The sequence below is a fragment of the Streptomyces deserti genome, from assembly GCF_054782695.1.
The window spans coordinates 358,351-374,392 of record NZ_BAAGRZ010000004.1; the positions used below are offsets into that span (position 1 = coordinate 358,351).

At 72.9% G+C, this 16,042-nt stretch carries 16 protein-coding genes; 9 read left to right on the forward strand and 7 right to left on the reverse strand.

Annotated features, from left to right (window positions below):
- The first annotated feature begins 45 nt into the window (after positions 1-45).
- Genes ACYVMZ_RS11845 through ACYVMZ_RS11855 form a run of 3 tightly spaced genes read left to right on the forward strand, consistent with a single transcriptional unit; the run spans position 46 to position 3,337 of the window.
- Positions 46-957, forward strand: coding sequence for an ABC transporter permease (locus tag ACYVMZ_RS11845; RefSeq protein WP_461078437.1), 912 nt, complete (start codon positions 46-48; stop codon positions 955-957).
- Positions 954-1,802 (forward strand): ABC transporter permease, encoded by an 849-nt coding sequence (locus ACYVMZ_RS11850; protein ID WP_461078439.1) that lies wholly within the window; start codon positions 954-956, stop codon positions 1,800-1,802. Before ACYVMZ_RS11845 ends, ACYVMZ_RS11850 begins: the two co-directional genes overlap by 4 nt.
- Positions 1,799-3,337, forward strand: coding sequence for an ABC transporter ATP-binding protein (locus ACYVMZ_RS11855; protein ID WP_461078441.1), 1,539 nt, complete (start codon positions 1,799-1,801; stop codon positions 3,335-3,337). The genes ACYVMZ_RS11850 and ACYVMZ_RS11855 overlap by 4 nt, the downstream gene beginning before the upstream one ends.
- 96 nt (positions 3,338-3,433) lie before the next feature.
- Here ACYVMZ_RS11855 and ACYVMZ_RS11860 read toward each other — a convergent pair whose 3' ends face one another.
- The 4 genes from ACYVMZ_RS11860 to ACYVMZ_RS11875 form a co-directional block, all read right to left on the reverse strand.
- Positions 3,434-4,057: a cytochrome b/b6 domain-containing protein gene (locus ACYVMZ_RS11860; RefSeq protein WP_461078443.1), complete on the reverse strand. Its 624-nt coding sequence runs from the start codon at positions 4,055-4,057 to the stop codon at positions 3,434-3,436.
- Between the two features lie 2 nt (positions 4,058-4,059).
- Positions 4,060-4,863, reverse strand: a complete 804-nt coding sequence (locus ACYVMZ_RS11865) for a molybdopterin-dependent oxidoreductase (protein ID WP_461078445.1) — start codon at positions 4,861-4,863, stop codon at positions 4,060-4,062.
- 129 nt (positions 4,864-4,992) lie between these two features.
- Positions 4,993-6,540 carry an APC family permease gene (locus ACYVMZ_RS11870; RefSeq protein ID WP_461078447.1) on the reverse strand — a complete coding sequence of 516 codons (1,548 nt, stop codon included), beginning with the start codon at positions 6,538-6,540 and terminating at the stop codon, positions 4,993-4,995.
- A 75-nt stretch (positions 6,541-6,615) separates the two neighbouring features.
- Entirely contained in the window at positions 6,616-7,566 is a 951-nt protein-coding gene (locus ACYVMZ_RS11875; protein WP_461078449.1) for a hypothetical protein, read from the reverse strand.
- 363 nt (positions 7,567-7,929) lie between these two features.
- Between ACYVMZ_RS11875 and ACYVMZ_RS11880 the strand changes: the two genes are divergently transcribed.
- The 6 genes from ACYVMZ_RS11880 to ACYVMZ_RS11905 all read left to right on the forward strand — a co-directional run bounded on the left by ACYVMZ_RS11880 (position 7,930) and on the right by ACYVMZ_RS11905 (position 12,611).
- Positions 7,930-8,823, forward strand: a complete 894-nt coding sequence (locus ACYVMZ_RS11880) for a DMT family transporter (RefSeq protein ID WP_461078451.1) — start codon at positions 7,930-7,932, stop codon at positions 8,821-8,823.
- A 46-nt stretch (positions 8,824-8,869) separates the two neighbouring features.
- Positions 8,870-9,385 (forward strand): NUDIX hydrolase, encoded by a 516-nt coding sequence (locus ACYVMZ_RS11885; RefSeq protein ID WP_461078453.1) that lies wholly within the window; start codon positions 8,870-8,872, stop codon positions 9,383-9,385.
- Between the two features lie 60 nt (positions 9,386-9,445).
- A complete protein-coding gene (locus ACYVMZ_RS11890; RefSeq protein ID WP_461078455.1) occupies positions 9,446-9,838 on the forward strand; it encodes a YidH family protein in 393 nt (130 codons plus the stop codon).
- Positions 9,835-10,158, forward strand: a complete 324-nt coding sequence (locus tag ACYVMZ_RS11895; protein WP_461078457.1) for a DUF202 domain-containing protein — start codon at positions 9,835-9,837, stop codon at positions 10,156-10,158. Before ACYVMZ_RS11890 ends, ACYVMZ_RS11895 begins: the two co-directional genes overlap by 4 nt.
- A 198-nt stretch (positions 10,159-10,356) precedes the next feature.
- Positions 10,357-11,391: a phosphotransferase family protein gene (locus tag ACYVMZ_RS11900; RefSeq protein ID WP_461078459.1), complete on the forward strand. Its 1,035-nt coding sequence runs from the start codon at positions 10,357-10,359 to the stop codon at positions 11,389-11,391.
- 5 nt (positions 11,392-11,396) lie between these two features.
- Positions 11,397-12,611, forward strand: a complete 1,215-nt coding sequence (locus ACYVMZ_RS11905) for an acyl-CoA dehydrogenase family protein (RefSeq protein ID WP_461078461.1) — start codon at positions 11,397-11,399, stop codon at positions 12,609-12,611.
- Positions 12,612-12,806: 195 nt separating this feature from the next.
- Here ACYVMZ_RS11905 and ACYVMZ_RS11910 read toward each other — a convergent pair whose 3' ends face one another.
- From ACYVMZ_RS11910 to ACYVMZ_RS11920, 3 genes are read right to left on the reverse strand one after another with little or no spacing between them, the layout of a single operon-like run.
- Entirely contained in the window at positions 12,807-13,400 is a 594-nt protein-coding gene (locus tag ACYVMZ_RS11910) for a TetR/AcrR family transcriptional regulator (RefSeq protein WP_461078463.1), read from the reverse strand.
- A gap of 28 nt (positions 13,401-13,428) precedes the next feature.
- Entirely contained in the window at positions 13,429-15,093 is a 1,665-nt protein-coding gene (locus tag ACYVMZ_RS11915; protein ID WP_461078465.1) for a class I adenylate-forming enzyme family protein, read from the reverse strand.
- Complete coding sequence (locus ACYVMZ_RS11920; protein WP_461078467.1) at positions 15,090-15,875, reverse strand: SDR family oxidoreductase; 786 nt, start codon at positions 15,873-15,875, stop codon at positions 15,090-15,092. Before ACYVMZ_RS11920 ends, ACYVMZ_RS11915 begins: the two co-directional genes overlap by 4 nt.
- Positions 15,876-16,042 lie beyond the last annotated feature (167 nt).

Genomic DNA, 16,042 nt, shown 5'->3' on the forward strand with positions numbered 1-16,042 from the left:
CGGCCGGTTCCGGCCGTCGTGCGTGCGGCCGGGCAGGTGGCCGGCGTGCTCGCGCGCCGGGTCCTGCTGCTGGCCGTGCTGCTCGCCGTCGTTTTCACCGCCGTCGAACTGCTTCCCGGCGACGCGGCCACCGCCACCTCCGAACGCGGGGAGAGCGCGGCCGACGTGGCCGAGCGCCGTCGCCTGCTCGGCCTCGACCGGCCCGTCCCGGAACGCTTCTGGGCGTGGATGACCGGCGTGCCGACCGGCGATCTCGGCACCTCCGCACGCGGCGAGTCCGTCGCCGACCTGCTCTCCCGTCCCTTCCCCAACACCCTGCTGCTCGGCGGACTCGCCCTGCTGGTCACCCTGGTGGCGTCCGTCGCGCTCGGCTGCTGGGCCGCCGCCAAGTCCGGCGGAGCCGTGGACCGCGGCGTCTCGGCGAGCGCCACCGGCATCCTCGCGCTGCCCGAGTTCGTCGTGGCGGTGGCGCTGGTGCTGGTCTTCGCGCTGTGGACGGACTGGCTGCCGGCCGTCACGCTCACCGACGCCGACGGCTCCCCCGCCTCCTGGCGGATGCTCGTCCTGCCCGTCCTCGCCCTGGCCATCCCGCAGATCGGCTGGAACACCCGCATCGTGCGGGCCGCCCTCGCCGACGAGGCCAAGGCCCCGCACATCGAGACCGCCGTGCTCGACGGACTGCCCCGGCACCGGATCCTCACCCACCACCTGCTGCCCGGCGCCCTGCCCACCATCGCGGTCGGCATCGCCACCTCCACCGGCATGCTGCTGGGCGGCGCCGTCGTGGTGGAGACCATCTTCAACTACCCCGGCATCGGCTCCGTCCTCGCCGGCGCGGTCGCCGACCGGGACGGCCCCCTCATCGCCGGGGTCGTCGCCGTCACCGGCGCCGTCATCACCGCCGTCCTGCTGTTCGCCGACCTCGTACGCGCCTGGGCCTCGGGAGGCCGGACATGACCACGACCGTCGTAGAACGGGATCCCGTCGTGCGCCACGCCCGCCGCCGCGTCGCCCTGCGCGTGCTGCCCGCCCTGCTGCTCACCGCGCTCGCCCTGGCCGGTCCGTGGCTCGCCCCGCACGCCATCGACGCCCCGGTCACCGCGCCGTACGCGGAACCCGGCGGCGAGGCGCCGCTGGGCGGCGATCAACTGGGCCGGGATGTACTCAGCCGCGTGCTCGCCGGAGGGCGCGAACTCGTCGTCACGTCGCTGCTCGTCGCCGTCCTCGTCACGGCGCTGGCCGCCGTGCTCGGCGCGGTCAGCGCCCTGCGTCCGGCCGTCGGACGCATCGTCGAACGCACCGCCGACGTGCTGATGCTGCTGCCCGCCGTGCTCGGCATTCTCCTGGTCACCCTGTCCTGGCCGGACGGCGGACGGCTCGCCGTCGTCACCGCGTCCGTCGTCCTGGGCGTCCCTTACGCGGTGCGCCTGGTCGCCGGCGCGGCCGCGCCCGTGGCGGCCTCCGGGTATGTGGAAGCGGCGGCCGTCGGCGGGGAACGCCTGTGGTACCTGGTGCTACGGGAGGTGCTGCCCAATCTGCGGGCCACGCTGCTCGCCCTGTTCGGCCTGCGCTTCGTCGCCGCCGTCTACCTGGTCGCCACCGCCGGCTTCCTCCAGGTCGGCCCTCAACCACCCGCCGCCGACTGGGCGTTGATGATCCGCGAGAACTCCGGCGGCATCCTCCTCAATCCGTGGGCCGTCCTCGCCCCCAGCATCGCCATCGGCCTGCTCGCCATGAGCGTCAATCTGGCAGCCGCCGCCCTCGTCCCCGCAACCGGCCGGAAGGCGGTGCCCGCACTGTGAACCACATGCCCGACTGGTACTCCGACAGCCGAGCGGCGGACGGGGAGTGTGCGGTGCGGGTCTCGGACCTGACCGTCGCCGCCGCGAACGGCCGCCTCCTGCTGGACGGCGTCGACCTGAAGCTGGCGCCCGGCCGCGTCACCGCCGTCGTCGGCCCCTCCGGCTGCGGCAAGACGACGTTGCTGCGGGCCGTGACCGGCACCCTGCCCCCGGGAGCCGAGCGCACCGCCGGCAGCGTCACCGTGCTCGGTCAGGACCCCCTGGCCCTTCCCGCCCCCGCCCTGCGCACCCTGCGCCGGCACCGCCTCGCGTACGTCGGCCAGGATCCGGGCTCCGCCCTCAACCCGCGCATGAAGGTACGCCGCCTGCTCGCCGAAGTCGCCGTGGACAAAAGCCCGGAAGCGGTGCGAGCACAGCTCGCTGAGGTACGGCTGCCCACCGACGACGGCCTGCCCCACCGCCGCATCGGCGGCCTGTCGGGCGGCCAGCAGCGGCGGGTGGCGCTCGCCCGCGCCCTGGCCCGCCGCCCCGCGGTCCTCCTCCTCGACGAGCCCACGGCCGGACTCGACCCGGCGCTGCGCGACGAGATCGCCGACCTCCTGCGCCACCTCGCCGAGAGCCACCGCATAGCGATCGGCCTGTCCTGCCACGATCCCGACCTGGTCACCCGGCTCGCCGACGACGTCGTAGACCTGGCCGGCCCACGTCTCCGGGCGGCCTCGCGCACCGCACCCCTCCCGGACGATCCCGCGCCCACACCGCGCCACGGCCCTTCCACCCTCACCGTGTCCGGCCTGCACGCCGCCCATCTCCACCGCGGCCGCCGCGTCCCCGTGCTGCATGGCGTCGACCTCACCCTCGCCGCCGGAAGCTGTCTCGGCGTCGTCGGCGCCTCCGGCTCGGGCAAGACGACCCTGCTGCGTACCCTCGTCGGCCTGCACCGCCCCACCGCCGGCACCGTCAGCCTGGACGGCACCCGCCTCGCCCCCACCGCACACGGCCGCTCCCGCGACCAGCGCCGCCGCCTCCAACTCGTGCCGCAGGACCCCCTGGGCACCCTCAACCCCAGCCGCACCGTCGGGGCCACTTTGCGCCGCCCGCTCCTCCTGCACCGCCGGGCCGGCCGGGCCGAGATCCCCGACCGCGTCCTGGAACTCCTGGACCAAGTGGGCCTGCCGGCCGCCTTCGCCGACCGCTACCCCCACGAACTGTCCGGCGGCCAGCGCCAACGCGTCGCCATAGCCCGCGCTCTGGCAGCCGACCCCGACGTGCTGATCTGCGACGAGGTCACCTCGGCCCTCGACGCGGACACCGCCGTCGTCGTGATGGACCTGCTGACCGGGCTCCGCGCCCGTCGCGGCCTGTCCCTGGTCCTGGTCAGCCACGACCTGCGCCTCGTCGCCGACCGCACGGACACCCTGGTCGTCATGTCCGAGGGACATGCGGTCGAGTCGGGACCCACCGCACGGCTGTTCACTTCACCGACTCACCCCGTGACCACCGCACTCGCCACGGGGTTCCCGCTCGGCGGCTGACCACGGCCACCGGAACCGATCGGATCCGCCCACCGGCGCCCTGGACCGCGACTGGGACGAAGGCCCTGGCAGAGGGGGACGTCCCATGCCGGTGGCTCAGGGCCGCCACAACGAGTGCTCGCGGTCGGCCCATTCCCGGCTCACCGATCCCGTGCGCATGCCCCGGCGGGCCTCCGGGTCGGCGAGGGCCATGCCGATGTGGCCGGCGAGGACGATGCCGAGGGTGAGGGCCAGCCAGTCGTGGACGAAGGTCGCGCTGGTGCGCCACACGAGCGGGGTGAGGTGGGTGAACCACATCATCAGGCCCGTGCCGAGCATCACCAGCGTGGCGCCTGCGATCCAGGCCGCGTAGATCTTCTGGCCGGCGTTGAACTTGCCCGCCGGGCGCGACGCGTGCCGCTTGTCGCGGCGCAGGGCGGCGCGCAGCCAGACGCGGTCGTGCGGGCCGAAGCGGTTGAGGTGACCGAGGTCGGCGCGGAAGACGCGGGAGGCGAGGCCGGCGAGGACGGGGACGGGCAGGGCGAGGCCCGCCCACTGGTGCAGGGTGACGACCAGGGCGCGGCGGCCGACGAGTTGGGCGAGCTGGGGGACGTACAGGCAGGCCGCTGTCAGCACGCACACGCCCATCAGCGCGGCCGTCGTGCGGTGGACCCACCGCTCGGCCCTGCTGAAGCGCCGTACGCGGACGGACGGTGACGGGGTGTCGACGCGTAGGGTCATCGTCAACTCGTGGGCTCGTCGTCGCGGCCGTTCGAGCGGCCCACCCAGGCGTCGACGTCGTAGCCCCGCTTCTCCCAGTAGCCGGGCCGGACGTCCTCGGTGACGGTGATGCCGGAGAGCCACTTGGCGGACTTGTAGAAGTACATGGGCGCCACGTAGAGGCGGACCGGGCCGCCGTGGGCGTGGCCGAGGTCCTTGTCCTTCATGCGCAGGGCGACCAGGACGTCGGCGCGGCGGGCCTGGTCGAGGGTGAGGCTCTCCGAGTACGTGCCGTCGAAGCAGGTGAAGCGGACCGCCTTCGCCGTGGGGCGCACCCCGGCCGCGTCCAGCAGCCGGGACAGGCGTACGCCCTCGAAGGGGGTGTCGGGGACCCGCCAGCCGGTGACGCACTGGACGTCGCGGACCAGGCGGGTCTGCGGCAGGGCCTTGAGGTCGGCCAGTGTGTAGGTCGTGGGGCGGTCGACCAGGCCGTCCACCGTCAGGCGGTAGGTCCGGGCGTTCTTGTGCGGGACGGAGGAGGCGACCGAGTAGTAGCGGAAGCCGCCGCCGTTCGGGAGCAGGCCCGTCAGGCCGGTGGGGTCCTGGTCGGCGGCTCCGGCGAGGAGGGACTCCAGGCCGCGTTGCAGGGTGGGCGCGGCGACCACACCCAGGGCGCCCAGGCCGAGGGTGCCGAGCAGGACGCGGCGGCCGACGGGCGCGCCGCGCGCCTGCGGCTGTGCGGAGCGCTCCTCGGCAGGGGAGCGCTCCTCGGCCGGGGAGTGCTCCTCGGTGGGTCCGGAGTGCTCCTTGGATCGTTCGGGGTTCACGGCCTCATTCGAGCACCCGCGGCCCCGGCCGGGCCAGGGCTCGCGGGTGGTCGTCCGAGTTCCGTAACCACTTCTTACGGGGGTCTCGGCAGGCCGCTGCGGTGGTCTCAGCAGGCCCCCGCGGTGGGCTCAGGAGACCTCGCGCGCCGCCTTCTCCAGCTGGAACGCCTCGTTGCCGAGGCCGATGCGGGCGTGTGTCTCCGGCCTGCGGGAGCGCATGACCGCGCCTTGGAGCAGGCCGGCGGCCAGGGCGAGGGCGATGACGCCGGGCAGCATCCAGCTCAGGGACGAGTCCGGGCCCGCCCCGATCAGGATGTCGAAGTCCTTGACCGTGTAGACGACGATGAAGAGCAGCCCGACGACGGCGAGCCCGGAGGCGGCCAGCCGCCAGAACTGGGTGGCGACGGCCCCGCGGCGGACGAAGAAGACGACGACCGAGACGGAGGCCGCGGCCATCAGCACGGCGACGCCGAGCGCGCCCAGGCTGCCCATCCAGGTGAACAGGTGCAGCACCGGCGCGGTCGGGTCGCCGACCGGCTTGTCGTCGGTGACGGCGAAGGCGGCCACGACCAGCAGGGCGACGGCCGTCTGCAGCAGGGAGCCGGTGCCGGGGGCGCCGCTGGTGCTGCTGGTGCGGCCGAAGGCGGCGGGCAGCAGGCCCTCGCGGCCCATGGCGAAGGCGTACCGGGCGACGACGTTGTGGAAGCTGAGCATCGCCGCGAACATGCCGGTCACGAACAGCACGTGCAGCACGTCCGTGAACGTGTCGCCGAGCAGGTCCCCGGTGAGGAAGAACAGCATCCCCGCGCTCTGCTTCTGCGCGGTGCCGACGACGGCCGACGGGCCGGTGGCGACGGTGATCGCCCAGCAGCTGATCGTGTAGAAGACCGCGATCCCGCCGATGGCCAGGAACATCACGCGGGGCACCAGGACGTGCGGGCGGCTGGTCTCCTCGGCGTAGACGGGGGCCTGCTCGAAGCCGAGGAAGGCCGCGACGCAGAAGCACAGGGCGGTGCCGACGCCGGCGCCGGTGAGCGTGTCCGGGTCGAACGCGTGCAGCGACAGGCCCTGCGGGCCGGGATCGGCGAGGGCGGCGATGTCGAAGATGACGACGAGCGCGACCTCGATGAGGAGCAGGACACCGAGCACGCGCGCGTTGAGGTCGATCTTCAGCCAGCCGAGCGCGCCGACGGCGAGCACGGCCAGCAGCGCCGGTATCCACCAGGCGAGTTCGATCTCCAGGTAGGTGGCGAACAGCCCGGACACCTCGAAACCGAAGATGCCGTAGATGCCGACCTGGAGCGCGTTGTAGGCGACAAGCGCGACCAGGGCGGCGCCGGCGCCGGCGGTGCCGCCCAGGCCCCGCGAGATGTACGCGTAGAAGGCGCCGGCGTTGTGGACGTGCCGGCTCATCTCGGCGTACCCGACGCTGAAGAGGGCGAGGACGGCGGCGAGGATCACGAACAGCAGCGGCTGCCCGACGATCCCCATCACCCCGAATGTGGTGGGCATGACACCTGCGACCACCATCAGCGGTGCTGTCGCGGCGAGCACGGACAGCAGCAGGCCGACCGTGCCCAGCCGGTCGGCGCGCAGGGCGCGGTCCTGGCCCTTGAAGGTACTGATCCCGTCGCTTCCGGTGGTGGCTCTGCTCGTGCTCGAGCTGCCCGTCGTCATCTCGTCGTTGTCCTTTCGGGGGGATTCGGTGGGATTCGGGGGACTTCGGAGGCAGGGGCGTCCCGGGGAGGGGCGTCACACCGTGCCGAGCGCGCCGGCGCGGGCGGCACGGAAGGCGGTGTGCGGGTCGCGGTCCGGGTACGACCAGGGCGCCGGGGTGGCGTGGTCGCCGATGCGGTGGAACAGGGCGGCGGCCTCGGCGCCGCGGCCCTCGCAGACCTTGGCGTGGGCGAGGAAGTTGAGGTCGATCAGGCGGCGCGGGTGGCCCTCGTGCTCCCACTCCAGCCACCAGTCGAACGCGGCCTTCATCACCTGCCGGGCCCGACGGCCGGTCCAGTGCCCGGAGGCGACCGGGTCGGCGGGCTCGTGCCCGGCGGCGGCCAGCGCGCGGTAGCGCTCGGCGTGCGCGACGACCGGCAGGATCGCGAGCGGGGAGTCCGCGGGGGCCTCTTCGGCGGCCCAGTTGGCGAAGTCGTAGACCTCGTGCAGCGGGTCCGGGCCGGTGTCGATGCGCCGCTCGGCGAGCCGGGCCACCATCAGGTGGTGGGCGTGGTGGTGGTCGGCGTACCGGGCGCGGACCTGCTCGAAGAGCCGGACGACGTCCTCGTCGGCGCCCAGGGTGCGCTCCAGCAGGAGCAGCCCGAACCAGGGGGTGGGGTCGGCGGGGGCGAGCTCGGCCGCGCGGTGGCAGGCCTCGCGGGCGCGGGGCGGTTTCTCCTTGCCGCGCAGGGCACGGCGGACCTGGGCCAGGGCGAGCAGGACGGCGGCGTCGGCAGACTCGGGCTCGGCGAGCAGCCACTCCTTCGCCCAGGCGGCGCAGTAGGGCTCCCGGGCGAGGACCGTGATGCGGTGCCCTCGGCGGTCCCAGTCGTCTCCGGTGTGCACCAGCAGCGAGCGGACGTTCTGCCACCGACCCTGCGCCAGCGCGGCGCGGGCGTCGACGAGTGCGGCGTCGTCGAGGGCCTCGTCGAAGGCCTGGGCCACACGTCTGCGGCCGCGGCCGAGGGGAGGCGGGGGTGGGGACACCGCGGAACTTCCTCACGCGTTCATTTGTGGTTCGGTTCACGGCGGCGGTCGGAGGGCATGCGTGTGCTGGGTGCCATGAACTGATCACGGACAGCAAACCCCCAGCCAACGGTTCGCGTCAAGGGCGGTCGGCGCGTTACACGCGTCAAGCTACGTGCCGGCAGCGCGACTTGCGGTCCATGTGACCGATGGGGAGGGAGTCGACACCATCCGAACCGTGCACCACCTCTGCCCGATTTATTCTTTTTGCCGCTTTGTGGCGTACGTCATAGCGCGGCTCCCGCCGGGCCCGGACGATGGCAGGACGTGCGGTCGCGGCTCCCGAGCTTTCCGCGACCCGACCCGATCATCGAGGTACACCGCGTGTCGGTTCTGGTTCTGGTCCTCGCCGTGAGCGCGGCGTGCTGCCTGGGCTTCGGGTTCGTACTGCAGCAGCAGGCCGCCCAGCGGGCCCCGCTGAACGACTTCCTCTCCCCCCGGCTGCTCCTGGACCTGATGAGGGTGCCGCGCTGGCTCGGCGGGATCGGGCTGATGGTGGTCGGCATGGCGCTCGGCGCGATGGCGCTCGGCCAGGGCGAGCTGTCCCTGGTGGAGCCGCTGCTGGCGACGAACCTGCTGTTCGCGCTCGCGCTGTCCCGCCGGCAGACCCGGCAGCCGCTGGGCCGCCAGGGCTGGGCGGGGCTCGGGCTGCTGGCGGGCGGGGTGACCGCGTTCATCGTGGCGGCCGAGCCGCGCGGCGGCAGCGCGCTCGCCGATCCGCTGCGCCACTGGCTGATCATCGGCGCCATGCTGGGGCTCGCCCTGGTTCTCACGCTGTACGCACGGCGCTCCCGCCTCACCTCCGGCCCGGTCCTGCTGGCCCTGGCCGCCGGACTGCTCTACGGCGTGCAGGACGCGCTGACCCGGGTGAGCGGGCAGCGGTTCGCCGAGGGCGGTTTCGCGGAGCTGCTGACCGGCTGGCAGCCGTACGCGGTGCTGGCGCTCGGCGTGACCGGGCTGGTGCTGGTCCAGAGCGCCTTCGAGACGGCGTCCCTGCGCAAGTCCCTGCCCGCGCTGACCGCGGCCCAGCCGATCGCCGGGATCATCTGCGGCATCGGCTTCCTGGGCGACCGGTTGCGCATGGACGCGGGGGCGCTGACGTGGCAGGTGTGCGGGCTCGTGGCCGTGATCACGGGGATCGTGCTGCTGGGGATGCATCCGGCGATGCCGCAGGGAGCGGTGCGGCGGGAGCGGGTGCTGGCTCTCCAGCCGCAGTGAGCGACGGCCCTGCCGGCCGGAGCGTGCGCCCTGCTTGGATGGGCGCATGAGCGCTGCTGACGAGATCCTCGACATCGTCGACGAGCACGACCGGGTCGTCGGGCGGTCCCCGCGCGGCGAGGCCTACGCGAGCGGCCTCCGGCACCGCTGCGTGTTCATCCAGGCCCGGGACGCCCAGGGGCGGATCTTCGTGCACCGCCGTACGCCCACCAAGCTGGTCTTCCCCTCCCTGTACGACATGTTCGTCGGCGGAGTGGTCGGCGCGGGCGAGGCCTACGACGACGCGGCCCTGCGCGAGGCCGAGGAGGAGCTGGGCGTGACCGGTCTGCCACGCCCCGAGTACCTCTTCAAGTTCCTGTACGACGACGGCGCCGGCCGGACCTGGTGGTCGGCGGTGTACGAGGTCCGCTGCGACCTGCCCGTCCGGCCGCAGGCCGAGGAGGTGGACTGGTACGAGTTCCTGCCGGAGGACGAGGTGGAGCTGCGCCTGCGGGACTGGGAGTGGGTGCCGGACGGTCTGGCGGCGTACGAGCGGCTCAAGGCGTATCGGTCGATGAGCTGAGGCCCCCTGGGACCGGCACCGGCACCGGCCGGCTGGATGCGCCCGGGTAGGGTCCTGCGCGTGAGCGAGTTCGTACGGAACGTCCGGTTGTGGTTCGCGCCCGACGAGGTCCGGCGGGAGGGGGAGACGCCCGACTACCGGTTCTCGCTGGCGAACGAACGCACCTTTCTGGCCTGGCTGCGCACCGCGCTCGCGCTGATCGGCGGCGGATTCGCCGTGGACCAGTTCCTGCCGGACCTGCGCTGGGGCTGGCGGGTCGGTCTCGCGCTCGCGCTGCTCGCCGCGGGCGTGCTGTGCTCGCTGCGGGCGGTCAACCACTGGGTGCGCTGCGAGCGGGCCATGCGCCGGGGCGAGGACCTGCCGGTGTCCCGGTTCCCGGCACTGCTGAGCCTCGTCGTCGCGGTCGTCGCCGTCGCGATGGTCGTCGTCGTGCTGGTCGGGTGGGAGGGGTGAGCGATCCGGTGGCCCAGGTCCGGGACCCCGGGCTGCAGCCCGAGCGGACCCGGCTCGCGTGGCGGCGTACGACACTGTCGGGCACCGTGTGTGCCGTCCTCGCCGTGAAGACCGCGCTGCACGGCGGCGCGTCGGCGGCCGGGATCGCCGCGTCCGCGCTGTGCTGTGTCCTCTGGCTGGGCTTCCTGGGCATCGCTCGCCGCCGGGTCCGCACCCTCGCCACGACGAGCAGCCCCGCGGCGCTCGCCTCGCAGGAGGCCGCCGCGGCCGTCCTGTGCACGGTGGCGATGGCCGCGTGCGGGGCGGCCCTTGTTCTTTAGGCGGCCGAATGACCGGATTCGGGCCGTTCGCCTGGCCGGAAAGGACTGCCCGGCGGCTTCCCGTCGCCCTACGCGTGGAGCCGTCGGCCTATCGTGGCTCCGATCACGTTCGGTCCCGGCACTGGACGACATACCGACCGGTCGGCATCATGATTCGGGTAGTCTCCACCTGCCCGTAACTGCCCGTAGGAGCGACGCATGAGCCCCGACCACCCGCCCGGACTCGATCTCGACCGGCTGCGCGGCCTGCTGGACCGCGAACGGCCCGGCCTGGTGAACGGCCCGCTGTCCGGCCGGTTGATCGAAGGCGGACGGTCGAACCTCACGTACGCGGTCTCCGACGGCGGCTCGAAGTGGGTCGTCCGACGGCCGCCGCTCGGGCACGTCCTGGCCACCGCGCACGACATGAAGCGCGAGCACCGGGTGATCAGCGCGCTGTACCCGACGGCCGTGCCGGTGCCGCGTCCGGTGCTGCTGTGCGAGGACGAGGAGGTGCTCGGGGCGCCGTTCTACGTGATGGAGTTCGTCGAGGGCACCCCGTACCGCACAGCCGACCAGCTCGCCCCGATCGGCCCGGAGCGCACCCGGGGCGCGGTGCTGAACCTGGTGGACACGCTCGTGGAGCTGCACGCGGTGGACCCCGACGAGGTCGGTCTTGCCGACTTCGGCCGGCCCGAGGGCTTCCTGGACCGGCAACTGCGCCGCTGGGGCAAGCAGTTGGCCGCCTCCCGCAACCGCGAGCTGCCCGGCGTCGACGAACTGCACGCGGCCCTCGGCCGCGAGCTGCCCCGCTCCCCCGCACCGGCGGTGGTGCACGGCGACTACCGGCTCGACAACGTCCTGATCGGCGGCGACGACCGGATCAGGGCGATCCTCGACTGGGAGATGTCCACGCTCGGCGACCCGCTCACCGACCTGGGACTACTGGTGATGTACAGCATGCCGCTGGGCATGCCCGACTCCCCCGTCTCCACGACCGCCGAGGCCCCCGGGCACCCGGCGCCGTCGGACATCATCGAGCGGTACGCCGCGCGCTCGGGGCGCGACGTCTCCGCGGTCTCCTGGTACACGGCGTTCGCGTGGTTCAAGCTCGCCGTGATTCTGGAGGGCATCCACTACCGCTACACGCTGGGCCAGACGGTGGGGCAGGGCTTCGACCGCATCGGCGAACTCGTCCCCGTCTTCATCGAGCACGGTCTGACCACTCTTCACGAAGGCCTCCAGGAGGACTGATCGTCATGGACTTCGCGTTCGACGCGCGCACCGAAGAGCTGCGCACCAAACTCCTCGCCTTCATGGACGAGTACGTCTATCCCGCCGAGGCCGTCGCCCACGAGCAGCGCGCGGAGCCGGCCTCGCCGTGGGAGACCGTGCCGGTCGTCGAGGAGCTGAAGGCCGAGGCCCGCAGGCAGGGCCTGTGGAACCTCTTCTTGCCCGACTCGGAGTACGGCGCCGGGCTCACCAACCTCCAGTACGCGCCGCTCGCCGAAATCATGGGCCGATCCCCGCAGTTGGCGCCCACCGTGACCAACTGCGCGGCGCCGGACACCGGCAACATGGAGGTGCTGGCGCAGTTCGGTGACGAGCAGCAGAAGAAGCAGTGGCTGGAGCCGCTGCTGGCCGGTGAGATCCGCTCGGCGTTCGCGATGACCGAGCCGGAGGTGGCCTCCTCGGACGCCACCAACATCACCACGCACATCGAGCGGGACGGCGACGAGTACGTCATCACCGGCCGCAAGTGGTACATCTCCGGGGCGATGCACCCGGACTGCAAGATTTTCATCGTGATGGGCAAGACCAACCCGGACGGGCCGGACATCCGTCGCCAGCAGTCCATGGTGCTGGTCCCGCGCGACACCCCCGGTGTCATGATCAAGCGCGCCATGCAGGTCTTCGGCTACCAGGACGAGTACCACGGCGGGCACGCCGAGGTGATCTTCGACCACGCGCGCGTGCCGGTCGCCAACCTGATCGGCGAGGAGGGCGGCGGCTTCGCCATCGCCCAGGCCCGGCTCGGCCCCGGCCGCATCCACCACTGCATGCGGCTGATCGGCATGGCGGAGCGGGCGATCGAGCTGATGTGCCGCCGGGCAGTGTCCCGTACGGCCTTCGGCAAGGCACTGGCCCAGCAGGGCGTGGTCCACAACTGGATCGCGGACGCGCGGGTCGCCGTCGAGCAGCTGCGGCTGCTGGTGCTGAAGACGGCCTGGATGATGGACACCGTCGGCAACAGGGGCGCCCACACGGAGATCCAGGCCATCAAGATCGCCACGCCGCGCACGGTCGTCGGCATCCTCGACAAGGCCATCCAGCTGCACGGCGCGGGCGGCGTGAGCCAGGACTTCCCGCTGGCCGAGCTGTACGCCGGTGCCCGCACCCTGATGATCGCCGACGGCCCGGACGAGGTGCACCAGCGCTCGCTGGCGCGGCGGGAGTTGAAGAAGTACCTGTGAGCCGAGCGCGCTGCGGGGCGGGCTCCCGGCTCCCCCGTGTGGTGACCGGCGAGTGACGGCCGGGGTCGCCGGGCCTACGGGCCCGGCGACCCCGGCCGGGGACCTCGTCCACCTGCCGTACGGCGCGGTGCATCACCGACGAGAACCAGGGCTTGCGGATCCTGCGCGGCACGGGGCCCGGGCCCCGTGCCGCGGTCACGGTCTGAGGGCCCGTAGCAGCAGGTCGGCCAGGTGGTCGGCGACCTGCTGGGGGCTGAGCGGGCCGTCGGGGCGGTACCAGGTCGACAGGTGGTGGACGGAGCCGAAGTGGTAGTCGACCACCAGGTCGGCCGGGGTCGCCGTGGAGAAGACGCCCGCCTCCTGGCCCTCCTCGATCAGCGCACGGAAGCGTTCGTGGTAGCGCCGGCGCTCGGCGCGCACCTGTTTGTTCTTCTCGGGGCTGAGGTGGTGCATGGACCGCCAGAAGATCATCGCGTCGTCGAGGTTCTCGATGGTCGTCACCACGACGTCCGCCGCCGCGGCCCGCAGACGCTTCTCCACCGGCTCGTCGGCCGCGGCGACGGCGTCCAGCCGCTCCTGCTGGACGCGCAGCACGCGCGCGTACACCTCGTGCAGGAGGTCGTCCTTGGAGCCGAAGTAGTGGTAGAGCGCCCCCTTGGTGACGCCGGCCGCCTCGACGATCTCCTGCACCGAGGTGCGGTCGTAGCCCTGCTCGGCGAAGAGCCGGGTGGCGGCGGCCAGGAGCCGCTGGGGCACGGGGGTGCCGTCTGAGTCCGTGGTCCTGGGCACTGCCGCCACCTGCCTTTCCGTTCTGCTGCTAGTTGCCGTGCGTCTGGGAACGCAGTTCCCGACGGAGGATCTTCCCACTGGCCGTTTTCGGCAAGTCGGGCAGGATCTCGACCTGGCGCGGGTATTTGTAGGCGGCCAGTCTCTCCTTGCAGTACGCGGCGAGTTCACCGGGGTCCGTTTCGGCACCCGGCCGCAGGCTGATGTACGCCTTGACGGTCTCCCCGCGGTACCCGTCGGGCACGCCGACGACGGCGGCCTCGCGCACCGCCGGGTGCGTGTACAGCACGTCCTCGACCTCGCGCGGCCACACCTTGAAACCGGACGCGTTGATCATGTCCTTCTTGCGGTCGACGACGTACAGCCAGCCCTGCTCGTCCATGAACCCGATGTCGCCCGTGCGCAGTTCCCCGTCCGGGAAGGTCTCGGCGGTCGCGTCGGGGCGCCGCCAGTAGCCGGGCACGACCTGCGGTCCTCGTACGACGATCTCGCCCTGCTCGCCGAAGGGCACCTCGTCGCCGTTGTCGTCGACGATCCGGACGATCGTGTCCGGGCCGGGCACGCCGACGGCCAGTGTCCCGGAGGCCGGGTCCACGGGTGCCTCCAGGTGCGGCGGGACGGAGGCGCAGGGCGCGGTGCACTCGGTCAGGCCGTAGCCGTTGCGGATGTACGGCCCGAAGCCGGCCCGGAACTTCTCCACCAGGGCGGGCGGCAGCGGGGCGCCGCCGGAGGAGATCACCCGGAAGGAGGAGAAGTGGTCGCGGGTGACGGCCGGGTGGGCCGCCAGTGCCATGAAGGCGGTCGACGGGCCGACCGTGTAGTGGGGGCGGTGCTCGGCGAACGCGTCGAGCACCACGCCCGCCTCGAAGCGGTACGCCAGCACGAGCGTGCCCGCGCTGTTCAGGCAGGCGCCGAACTGGACGACCATCCCGGTGATGTGGAACAGGGGCGCCAGCGCGAAGTAGACGGGCGCCTCGGGCAGGCCCAGGCCGGTCCGCTGCCGCTCGGCGTTGTACATGATGTTGCCGTGCGTGTTGGTGGCGCCCTTGGGGGTTCCGCTGGTGCCCGAGGTGTAGCTGATGAGAGCCGTGTCGGACGGGGCCGGGTCGCGGCCCTCGGGTGCCCGGTGGCCCGCGCGGGCCACGGTCGTGAGGTCGTCGGCGTCGGCGGGCTGCGGCAGCCGCTCGAAGGCCAGCACACGCGTGTCGTCACGCGTCTGGAAGTCCAGCTCGCAGCCGGTCAGCACGATCCGCACCGGCGAGTTGGCCGCGGTCTCGCGCAGGTACGACTCCCACGCCCGGTCGGAGCAGATCAGTCCGGCCACCTCGCCGTCCCGCAGGACGTGGGCCACCTCGCCCGACTTGTACATCGGGTTGACGGGCACGACGACCGCGCCCGCCTTCCAGGCGCCGAGCACGGCGAGCACGAACAGCGGGGAGTTCTGCAGCAGGACCGCGACCCGGTCGCCGCGCTCCAGGCCACGCGCGGCGAGGTGCCCGGCGACGGAGTCGCTGAGCTCGTCCGCCTCCCGGTAGGTCAGCCGTCCGTCGAAGTAGGCGAGGAAGGTGCGCTCCGGAGCCTCGGCCGTGGCCCGGCGCAGGACGTGCACGAGGGAGCCGGCGGGGCTGACCGGGGCCTGCTGGGCGTCGTCCAGCAGGGCCAGCCAGGGCCGGGCCGCGTAACGGGACTCGGTCACCGCGCCGCCTCCCACTGCTGCTGGATGCGGTTCATGCCGGTCAGCCAGCGGTCGGGGTCGGTGGCCCGGACCTGGTAGTACTCGGCGACCTCGGGGTGCGGCAGGATCAGGAAGCGGTCCTCCTCGATGCCCTTGAAGAGGGCGTCCGCCACGGCCTCCGGCTCGATCGCGGTCGGCTGGAGCACCAGGTCGCCGGCGCTGCCGGTCGCGGCCAGCATGTCGGTGCGCACGCCCTGCGGGCAGATGGCGTGCACCTTCAGGCCACGGTGGCGGTACGTCAGCGACAACCACTCGGCGAAGGCGTACGCGCCGTGCTTGGTGACGGCGTAGGGCGCGGCGCCGATCATGGTGAGCAGCCCGGCGGCGGAGACGGTGGAGACGAAACGTCCGCTGCCGCGCTCCAGCCAGGCCGGCAGCAGCTCGTGGGCGGCACGGACGTGGGCCATGACGTTGACGTCCCAGGAGGTCGACCAGGCCTTCTCGTCCAGCGGCGCGGCACCTTTCTCGGACACGTTCCCGCCCTCGAAGGCGACGCCCGCGTTGGCGCAGTACACGTCGATCGTGCCGCCCAGCGCGTCCCGGGCCGCGGCGACGATCGCGGAGGCGTCGCCCGGCACCGCGATGCCGCCGATCTGGTCGGCGACGGTCTTGGCCCGGTCGGCGTCCAGGTCGTTCACCACGACCCGGGCCCCCTCGACTGCGAAGCGGCGGGCCAGCGCGGCCCCGATGCCGCCGCCCGCCCCGGTGACGACGACTCCCACACCCTCAACGGCTCCCACCATCGGTCTCCTTCGACGCGACGCGAATCGGCTCTGCGGCGCCAGACTAACCGGTCGGTATGTGCGGGCGGAAGGGCCGTCCGCAAGCAGGCCGGTCCGCCTCGTTCCCCGCGCCCCGGGCGCGCGCTAGCGTGCGTGGGCATGCCACTCGCCGCCGGGATCACGGAGGT